General features: G+C 70.1%; 11 protein-coding genes. 9 read left to right on the top strand and 2 right to left on the bottom strand.

Features of this window, described 5'->3' with window-relative positions; all coding sequences use genetic code 11:
- Positions 1–175: 175 nt before the first annotated feature.
- Both ACFWEP_RS03700 and ACFWEP_RS03695 read right to left on the bottom strand, forming a co-directional pair.
- Positions 176–1,426 (bottom strand): hypothetical protein, encoded by a 1,251-nt coding sequence (locus ACFWEP_RS03700; RefSeq protein WP_387364981.1) that lies wholly within the window; start codon positions 1,424–1,426, stop codon positions 176–178.
- A gap of 289 nt (positions 1,427–1,715) precedes the next feature.
- Positions 1,716–2,216, bottom strand: a complete 501-nt coding sequence (locus ACFWEP_RS03695) for a helix-turn-helix domain-containing protein (protein WP_387364978.1) — start codon at positions 2,214–2,216, stop codon at positions 1,716–1,718.
- Between the two features lie 213 nt (positions 2,217–2,429).
- On the opposite strand from ACFWEP_RS03695, the gene ACFWEP_RS03690 reads away from it, so the two are divergent.
- The 9 genes from ACFWEP_RS03690 to ACFWEP_RS03650 all read left to right on the top strand — a co-directional run bounded on the left by ACFWEP_RS03690 (position 2,430) and on the right by ACFWEP_RS03650 (position 7,932).
- The gene (locus ACFWEP_RS03690; RefSeq protein ID WP_387364975.1) at positions 2,430–2,642 is read left to right on the top strand and encodes a helix-turn-helix domain-containing protein; all 213 of its coding nucleotides are present in this window, start codon (positions 2,430–2,432) and stop codon (positions 2,640–2,642) included.
- Complete coding sequence (locus tag ACFWEP_RS03685; RefSeq protein ID WP_387364972.1) at positions 2,639–2,908, top strand: hypothetical protein; 270 nt, start codon at positions 2,639–2,641, stop codon at positions 2,906–2,908. Before ACFWEP_RS03690 ends, ACFWEP_RS03685 begins: the two co-directional genes overlap by 4 nt.
- Before the next feature lie 90 nt (positions 2,909–2,998).
- Positions 2,999–3,412, top strand: a complete 414-nt coding sequence (locus ACFWEP_RS03680; RefSeq protein ID WP_387364969.1) for a hypothetical protein — start codon at positions 2,999–3,001, stop codon at positions 3,410–3,412.
- Positions 3,409–4,272, top strand: a complete 864-nt coding sequence (locus ACFWEP_RS03675) for a hypothetical protein (protein WP_387364966.1) — start codon at positions 3,409–3,411, stop codon at positions 4,270–4,272. Before ACFWEP_RS03680 ends, ACFWEP_RS03675 begins: the two co-directional genes overlap by 4 nt.
- Positions 4,269–4,415 carry a hypothetical protein gene (locus ACFWEP_RS03670; RefSeq protein ID WP_387364963.1) on the top strand — a complete coding sequence of 49 codons (147 nt, stop codon included), beginning with the start codon at positions 4,269–4,271 and terminating at the stop codon, positions 4,413–4,415. Before ACFWEP_RS03675 ends, ACFWEP_RS03670 begins: the two co-directional genes overlap by 4 nt.
- Complete coding sequence (locus tag ACFWEP_RS03665) at positions 4,408–4,611, top strand: hypothetical protein (RefSeq protein WP_387364960.1); 204 nt, start codon at positions 4,408–4,410, stop codon at positions 4,609–4,611. The genes ACFWEP_RS03670 and ACFWEP_RS03665 overlap by 8 nt, the downstream gene beginning before the upstream one ends.
- Positions 4,611–5,021, top strand: coding sequence for a hypothetical protein (locus ACFWEP_RS03660; protein WP_387364958.1), 411 nt, complete (start codon positions 4,611–4,613; stop codon positions 5,019–5,021). The genes ACFWEP_RS03665 and ACFWEP_RS03660 overlap by 1 nt, the downstream gene beginning before the upstream one ends.
- Positions 5,018–5,284, top strand: coding sequence for a hypothetical protein (locus ACFWEP_RS03655; RefSeq protein ID WP_387364955.1), 267 nt, complete (start codon positions 5,018–5,020; stop codon positions 5,282–5,284). The genes ACFWEP_RS03660 and ACFWEP_RS03655 overlap by 4 nt, the downstream gene beginning before the upstream one ends.
- Entirely contained in the window at positions 5,281–7,932 is a 2,652-nt protein-coding gene (locus ACFWEP_RS03650) for a bifunctional DNA primase/polymerase (protein WP_387364952.1), read from the top strand. The genes ACFWEP_RS03655 and ACFWEP_RS03650 overlap by 4 nt, the downstream gene beginning before the upstream one ends.
- Positions 7,933–7,979: the final 47 nt, after the last annotated feature.

Genomic DNA, 7,979 nt, shown 5'->3' with positions numbered 1-7,979 from the left:
GGACGTGCGCCCCGGCCCGGCCCTCGGCCGGATGCTGCTTCTTGGAACTGTGCCCCCGGCAGGATTCGAACCTGCGACACCCACTTTAGGAGAGTGGTGCTTCCCGGGTGTACCTGCCCTGATCAGGCATGCTGTCGGCACTCCCGTGAAGATCATCTGGGGAAGATTTGGGAGATCAACTTCCCGAACTCCTCCGGAGATCCACCCGACCCCACAAGGTCTTCAGCCCTGCGTTCCTCATCGCCTTCCAGAATACTTCTTCGAGCCCGTCCAGCCGCTCCTGGCGCATGTCCGGCGTCGGCTTCTGGTAGTGCCGCTTGATGCCCGGTCGTTGGTGCCCGGCTGCCTCGAACGCCAACGGTTCCTTCACGCCGATCTGTGACTGGAGGGTGTCGTGCAGCGCGCGGAGCGCTCGCATGTCCAGTCCGGGCAGGATCGGCCCCCAGGCCGCCCGGGCGGAGACGCCCTGTCGGCGCTCGCGTTCGTCGCGCCCGTCGCACGCAGGCCGGAAATCTCGGCTCCAGTTGCCACGGCGCCAGGGCTTCCCGGTCGACGTGCTGAACGGCCGCTCGAAGGGCCAGTCGTCGAGGTGGTACCCGAGCAGGCGGGCGAGGAACGGTGGCACATCGATGTCGCGGGTGCTGCCGTCGTTTTTCGTCGGCTCCAACTGGAGGATGTAGCCCCGCTTCGTACCGTCCGGGGCGCGCTCCTGGTACTCCGCGTACTCCTCGACGATCCGCAGGATCGGGCACGCGAACTCGCCTGCCCCCCAGGGCTGTCGACGCTCCAGCAGCGTGCGGTCGCGGTCCAGCCCGAGCCCTTCGCCCCAGCGGATACCGGTAAACGCCGTCGTGAGGACGTGGATGCCGCGCGCGGGTCCGAGCCGGTCCGCCACCAGGATGGCGTCCTCGGGTCGCGGGTCGCGGCTGACCTTCGGCGCCTTCGGTCTGGCCGCGTCGCCAGCGGTATCCCGCGTACGGCGCCGACCGAACAACGGGTTGACCGTGAGGTGTTGGGCGTCGACAGCGGCCGTCATGATGCTGGACATCAGCGAGACGCAGTGTCCCCGCGAGACGTCGTCCAGCGGGAGGGTCTGCTGCCACGCGTCAACGTCGTACCAGGTGATACTGCCGATGGCAGTGTCGGCCCATCGAGGCAGGATGTGGTTGTCGAGTTTGTCCCAGCGCACGCCCACGGTGCGCCCGCGCTTCTTCCGCGAGGACATGAACGTCTTGGCGAACTCCCCGAAGGAGACGGCCCGCAGATCCGGGTCGACCCAACGGCCGGCCCGGATCGCTGCCTCCTGCTCTTCGCCCCACTTCAGCGCGGTGCGCTTGGTGGGGAACCCTGGCTCGCTTCCCAGCGTGCCGTTCGGCAATTTGTACCGCGCCCGCCACGTGCGACCGCGCTTCTCTGCTGACGCCATCGCGTCCCCTTAGATCCTCCAACGGGGCGTGATGACAACGGGCTCGCACCCAGGAAGCACACCCCTGAGAGCAGTCAACACCTCTTCGGCGATGTAGAGAATCCACTCGCCGCCCCGCTTCACCAACCATGCGCACACGTCGAAGGGCATCGACGGAACGCACTTGATCTGAACCCGCATCGGACCCCCTGAATTGACCGAGCGGCGGCACCCTCGTCACGCGTTCACCATGCAACCACATCGCATGGCATATGCGGAGCCCCTTTCGTAACATTCCGAAACTAAGCGGTCACCCTGTGCCCGGTTTCCGGATGTGCGCCTCGGCGCGCTCCCACTGAAGTAGGGCCCGCTTGATCTGCTCGGGCGTGGCCTCCTGTCGGCGGCCCTTCACGATGACCACCATCTGGGCCTCTGGGTCCTCGCCCTCGGCGGCCGGTAGGTCGATCACGACCGCGTCCAGAAGGGGGCCCGCGGCGAGCGCTGCCTTGATGCGGAGGGGAAGCTCATCGGGCGTGACGTCGGCGAGGGTGGCAACGGAGTGGGGCGCGGGGGTGTCCGGGATCGTCGGATCGCCACCCGCCAGGACGGATTCCACGGAGTCATCGGTCCAGCCGACTGTCCGCGCGTATGCCCGCACGGTGGGGGTGACGCGGCTGACGTCGCCTACCTCGATGTTTCGGAGGGCGCCCCGCTTCACGCCGATTCGCTCGGCGACCTGCTGTTGCTCCAGCCCGAGGTCCTCGCGTCCGGCCTTCAGGGCCGCTCCCAGCCGTGCCCAGTCTCGCTCCATGGGGCACATCATGCCGCATGGTTCTGCAACCCGACAGCCCGACTCTCGGCCTCTGAGCAGCAGTAAGTGGGCGCATAGGGCGCACAAGGGTTGCATTTCGTGCGCCGGTCACGTGCTCCGCGAGCATTCGCTACGCGCAGTCATGCGCAGAAAGCGTCCGTCGAGCGGGTGAGAACGCTTGCATCACGGGAGTTGTCGTGTCAGTCTCTGAGCGTGACACCGAACGGCGATGCAATCCGAGCCCTCCGTGAAGCGCAGAAACTGAGCATTCGGCAGCTGGCGCTACGCACGGGGCTGAATCGCGGCTATCTCTCCCGGCTGGAGCGAGGACAGATCCAGCAACCGGGAGAGGCGAAGGTCGCGGCGATCGCGGCGGCGATGCAGGTGTCCACCACCGCCATCACTCACAAGGAGACACCGACGTGACCACGACGGCCACGAAGAAGGCGCACCCCACCGCCCGGGTCGGCGGCGCCACGGACCTCACCGACCTCGTCCTCTACAGCCCGGAGCAGGTCGAGGCGAATGCCTGGCTGCCGTACTCGGCCAGGACCCTTCGCGACCGAGCGGGTGACCGCACCTTCCCCCACAGCAAGGCCGGCGGACGTATCAGCTTCTCGCTCCGGCACATCCGGGAGATCCAGGCCATGTACGAGGTGCGCCCGATCCGCGAGCTGAAGCGCTCCGCCTGACCCCCGATACGGGTCGGGGCCGCCCGGACGGCCAGGTCCGATGCAGCCCCTGCCGGCAGTACCCCAACACGAACAGAAATGAGGACCACCGTGTCCAACGACCCTACCCCCACCATCGCCGACCAGGGCGGCCCGATCGGGCTCCTCGCCTACCTGCACACGGCGATGCCCCACCTGCCGGCCGCCACGGTCGGCGTGGACCGTGGCGCCACGACCACGCTGGAAGTCCGCGTCTACGACGGGCTGGCCAACTTCAACGTGTGGCTGACCGCCCTCGGTCTCGGCTACCCGACGCCCGGCCAACACGGCACCACGGCGTGGCTGACCACCAGCGGCAAGGTCGCGAACGTCGAGGTGGAGCTGACCGCGTATGCGTCGGCCGACGAGGTCGACGCGTACATGCAGCCGCTGCCCACCGCCCCCGCCGAGGTGTCCGCCGCGCTCACCGCGATGGCCACGGCGACCGCGAGCGCCACGGTGCAGCAGCAGGGCGGTGCCGCATGAGCACCACCGACACCGTGCGCCGGGCGCTCCTCGCCACGGGCCGCACCCCGGCCGAGGCGCAGCAGCTGCTCGACAGCCTGGCACTGGCCCGGCCCACGTTCCCCTGGGGCCCGGACCGCCAGGTCTGCTCGGAGGAGGACGCCCGCGCCGTCGGCCTGGACGTCGCCCCGTCGCCGACCGTGCTCAAACTCTTGGCCGAGCAGATCGTCTCCATGTGGGGCGACCGCTGGGCGGAGCCCGACGACCTGACCGCGAGCGTCGCAGACTCCGGCGCTCAACTGGCGCGCGCCACGCTGCTGATGCTCGCGGCGATGGACCGGCTCAGCACCGAGAGCAGCCAGCTGTACGCCGACCTCACCGGGGCAAACCTCGCCCGGTACGAGGAGGAGCAGGACAACGCGCGCCTCCGGCTGGCGCTCGCCTCGGCGAAGCGCGGCCGGCGCAGACTCCGGGACCGGGTCAACACCGTCGTCGCCGACCGGGACGCCCAGATCATCGAGTGGCTGGTGAAGAAGGGGCGCGAGGAGGGCGCGTCGAACCGCGAGGCCCGGAACCGGAGCGAGTTCGCCTTCCGCCTCGCCGACAAGCTCTCTCGCGGCGCCGTCCGCCCGCCGCTCAGCGGTGAGGTGCAGCAGCTGCGCAACAAGGTCGCCGAACTGGAGGCGCAGGCCGAACAGGTCGCCGCGTTCTGCGCCCAGCGCGCGGAGTACGTCACCCACCTGCGGGAGCCCCGCGAAAACGGGGAGCACGACTACTTCCGTTGGACGGGCCACGCCGAGGCGCGGAGGCAGCTCTCCCAGGCCCTCGGCTTGCCGGTGAGCTGGCCCGCCGAGGACGCCACCGAGGTGACCGCCTCGTGACCACGGTCCTCTTCATCACGGGTGCCGCGGGCACCGCGTACGGCTGCGGTGCCGCGCTGGTCGTCGCAGTCCTCGACGACCACCACCCGGTGGCCCGGATCATCCAGCTCGCCCAGCTGATCGGCGGTGCCCGCCGTGGCTGACCGCAGCGTCTTCGGCGGCGAGCACCGCCGCCCGCGGCAGGACGGACTCGGCCACAGCCAGCGCGAACTCCAGGACAGGGCGTCCTTCGACCAGGCGCCGCCGGCCGGAGTCGGCTGCCTCATCGCCCTCCCCATCAGCCTCGCCATGTGGGCGGGGATCCTCACCGCCGCCGCACACACGATCGGAGCCATCTGATGTTCGGACAGAAGAGCCAGCGCATTGCCGAGCTGGAGGCGCTCGCCGCACGGCGCGCCGAGCGGATCACCGAGCTGGAGGGCGACGCCCGGGGCCTGCGGTACAGCAGCCGCCACCACGCGGAGCTCGCCGACCGGCTCGGACAGCGCGCCCTGATGACGACCGGCGCCCACGCGCGCACCGTCCTCGCCCTGGGCCGGGTCTCCGTTCGCCTCCACCGCGTGATCCGCGCCGTCGCCCGGGAGCGCGCCGAGAACACGGGGCTCCGGGCCCGGCTCGTCACGCTCCAGGCGGCGTACGACAACGCGGTCGGGCTCGACCGCCCCGCGCTCGACGCGGGCGCCGACTGGCAGTCCCGGCGCGCCGACAAGCGGGCGGAGTACGCCACCACGGGTGTGGTCCGCCAGTGACTGAACCCCTGACTGCCGCGACGGCCGGGGTGGCTACCGCCCCCGGCCGTCCGGCCCAGGCCCAGCAGGTCGTGGCCGCCCTCTTCGTGGACTTCGGTAACGACCGCGGCGACAACCGCCGCCCGCCCCGTGCCCGCTACGAGTGCGTCCGCTGCAACCACCGCAGCGAGGTCGTCACCGGCCCCGCAGCCGTCGCGGCTTTCACCGCGACCGTCAGGGACACCCATCGCTCCGTCTGCCCCGCACTTCAGGAGAACCAGTGATCGACGCGCAGACGCCCGACCTGCGGGCAGCAGCCCGTGAGTACGACAACGCCGGGCTGTGCGTACTCCCCATCAAGGCCGACGGCAGCAAGGCCGCCTCCGTCAAGTGGACGCCGTACAAGGTGACCCGCTCGACCCCGGCCGAGCACGACCGGTGGTTCCCTGCAGCCACGAACGCCGGTATCGCGGTGGTCTACGGAGCCGTATCCGGCGGCGTGGAACTCATCGAGTTCGAGGGCACGGCCATCGAGGAGGGACTCCTCGAAGAGGTCACCGAGGTCATGGAGGCATCCGGTCTCGGCGAAGAGTGGCACGCCATTCTCACCGGGTGGGCCAGCACGTCCCCGTCCGGCGGCCGGCACTTCCGGGTTCGCGTCGACGGCGGCACCGTCCGCCCCAACACGAAGCTGGCGAGTCGGCTGGCACGCCCGGAGGAGTACACGCCGGAGGAACAGCAGCGCCTGGCAGAGAGGCCCGGCAGCCAGATCATCCGCGTGCAGATCGAGACGCGCGGCGAGGGCGGGTACGGGCTCGTTGAGCCGAGCGGAGGAGCCGTTCACGCGACCGGCCGCCCCTACCTCCGTACCAGCGGCACCCCCGCCAGCATCCCCACCGTCAGCGCCGAGCGTCTGGACGCCATCCACGAGGTCTGCCGGATGGTCGACACGCTCCCCAAGCCCGAGTCCCCGAAGGCGGTCGGCAAGGCGCTGCCGCCGCTGCCCGACGGCGGTCTGCGCCCAGGCGACGACTTCGAGCGGCGGTCGGACTGGGGGACGATTTTGAACGGGACCTTCGTCCCGGTGACCACGCGCGGCAACACCACCTACTGGGGGTGGGCCGACGGGAAAGGCGGGGTCAAGGCCACCACGGGCCGTGGGGACGCCGACCGGCTGTACGTCTTCACCACCAGCAGCGAGTTCACCGCCGAGACGCCCTACTCGAAGTTCGGGGCGTACGCGCAGCTGCACCACGGGGGGAACCACAAGGCGGCCGCCGCCGCCCTCCGGGAACAGGGGTACGGCAGCGCCCCCGTGCGCCGCCGCCTCTCCTCCGTGCCAGCGCAGCAGCAGCACTTCGCCGACGGCTCCTCCGCACTCGACCCAGACCACGAACCCGACCCGCAGGACGGGTTCGAGGGCGGCCCGCAGCTGCGCGCCGTCCCGGCCCGCCCCGAGCTGGACATCACGAACGAGGCCGACGGCATCGACGGTGTCCTCGCCCTCATGAAGGACTGCCGCCTGCCCGACCTCTACAAGCGGTCCGGCGGCCCGTGCTGGGTATACCGCGACGACAACGACGACCCCGTGGTGCAGCAGCTCGCCTCCGACAACCTGCGGGCGTACCTCGCCGACCACGTCTCCAGCTACGTCGTGAAGCGCAACCCTGTCACCGAGCAGATGGAGGAGCACCGGGAGCTCCTCATGCCGAAAAGCTGCGCCACGGTCCTCGGACGGAAGGACTGGCCGCTGCCGACGCTGCGCGGGGTCGTTACGTCTCCTGTGATCCGGCCCGACGGCAGCCTGCTGGAGTCTCCCGGGTATGACCGGGCCACCGGCCTCTACCTGGAGCCTCGGGTGCCGCTGCGCCGCCTGCAGCCGCAGGTGACCAAGGACAGCCTGGAGCGGGCAAAAGACATCGTGCTCGGGCAGCTGCTCTGCGACTTCCCATGGGTGGAGCCGAGCGACAAGGCCAACTTCCTGGGCGCGCTGCTCACCCCGATCGTGCGGGCCTACTTCCACGGGCCGACCCAGATGGTCGCCATCACCGCGACGGCGGCCGGCAGCGGCAAGACCCTGCTGAAGGACATCTTCAAGTACTGCTACGGCACGGCGGACACGGCCTGGCCCGAGAACGACACCGAACTCCGAAAGTCGATCACGACGCAGCTGTACGGCACCGGCTCGCCCGTTGTCGTGTTCGACAACCTGCCGAACGGCTTCGTCTTGAAGACGCCGATCCTCTCCGCTCTCCTCACCGGCGAGCACTGGGGCGACCGGATCCTCGGGGCCACCGGCAAGGTGACCATGCGGAATGACCGGCTGTGGATCGCCACCGGCAACGCGCTGCGCACCGGCGGCGACAACGGCCGCCGAGTCCTGTGGGTGCGGCTGGACCCGGACTGCCCCGACCCCGACCAGCGGGACGGGTTCCGCGTCGGTGACCTTCGCCCCTGGCTACGCACCAATGCCTCCACGCTGGTCGCTGCGCTCGTCACGCTCGTCCGGTCCTGGCTGGCCGCCGGGGCTCCCGTCATCCGCGTTCGAAAGGGCGACTACAGCGAGTGGGCCTCCATGATGGCGGGCCTCCTGCACTACCTCGGTGTCGACGGCTGGATGGCCGACAGCGCTGACGCCCGCAACCAGGACGACGAGCAGCAGGAGTGGTCGCTCTTCCTTGAGATGTGGCGCGAGACCTACGGGGCCGAGCCGCTGGCGACGGGCGCGGTCATCAAGGGCCTGCCCAACCACGTGCCGCGCAAGGGTGACGAGCCGCCCTCGGCGAACCAGCTCGGCATCTGGCTCAAGGCGAGGGCGGGCCGCTACTTCGGCGTCCACAAGGTCGTGATGGTTGTCGACAGCCACCGGAAGCAGAACCTGTGGCGGGTCGACGTCCATGCCGACCGCGGCACCGGCCGGCATGAGTCATGAGCCGCTGTCCTGCGGGGAGTGCGGGGACTCTGCGGGGACCTGTGCGG

Origin of the sequence: Streptomyces sp. NPDC060198, from assembly GCF_042728415.1 — a bacterium.
Taxonomy (GTDB): Bacteria; Actinomycetota; Actinomycetes; order Streptomycetales; family Streptomycetaceae; genus Streptomyces.
This window is presented reverse-complemented; position numbering and strand designations above follow the sequence as displayed.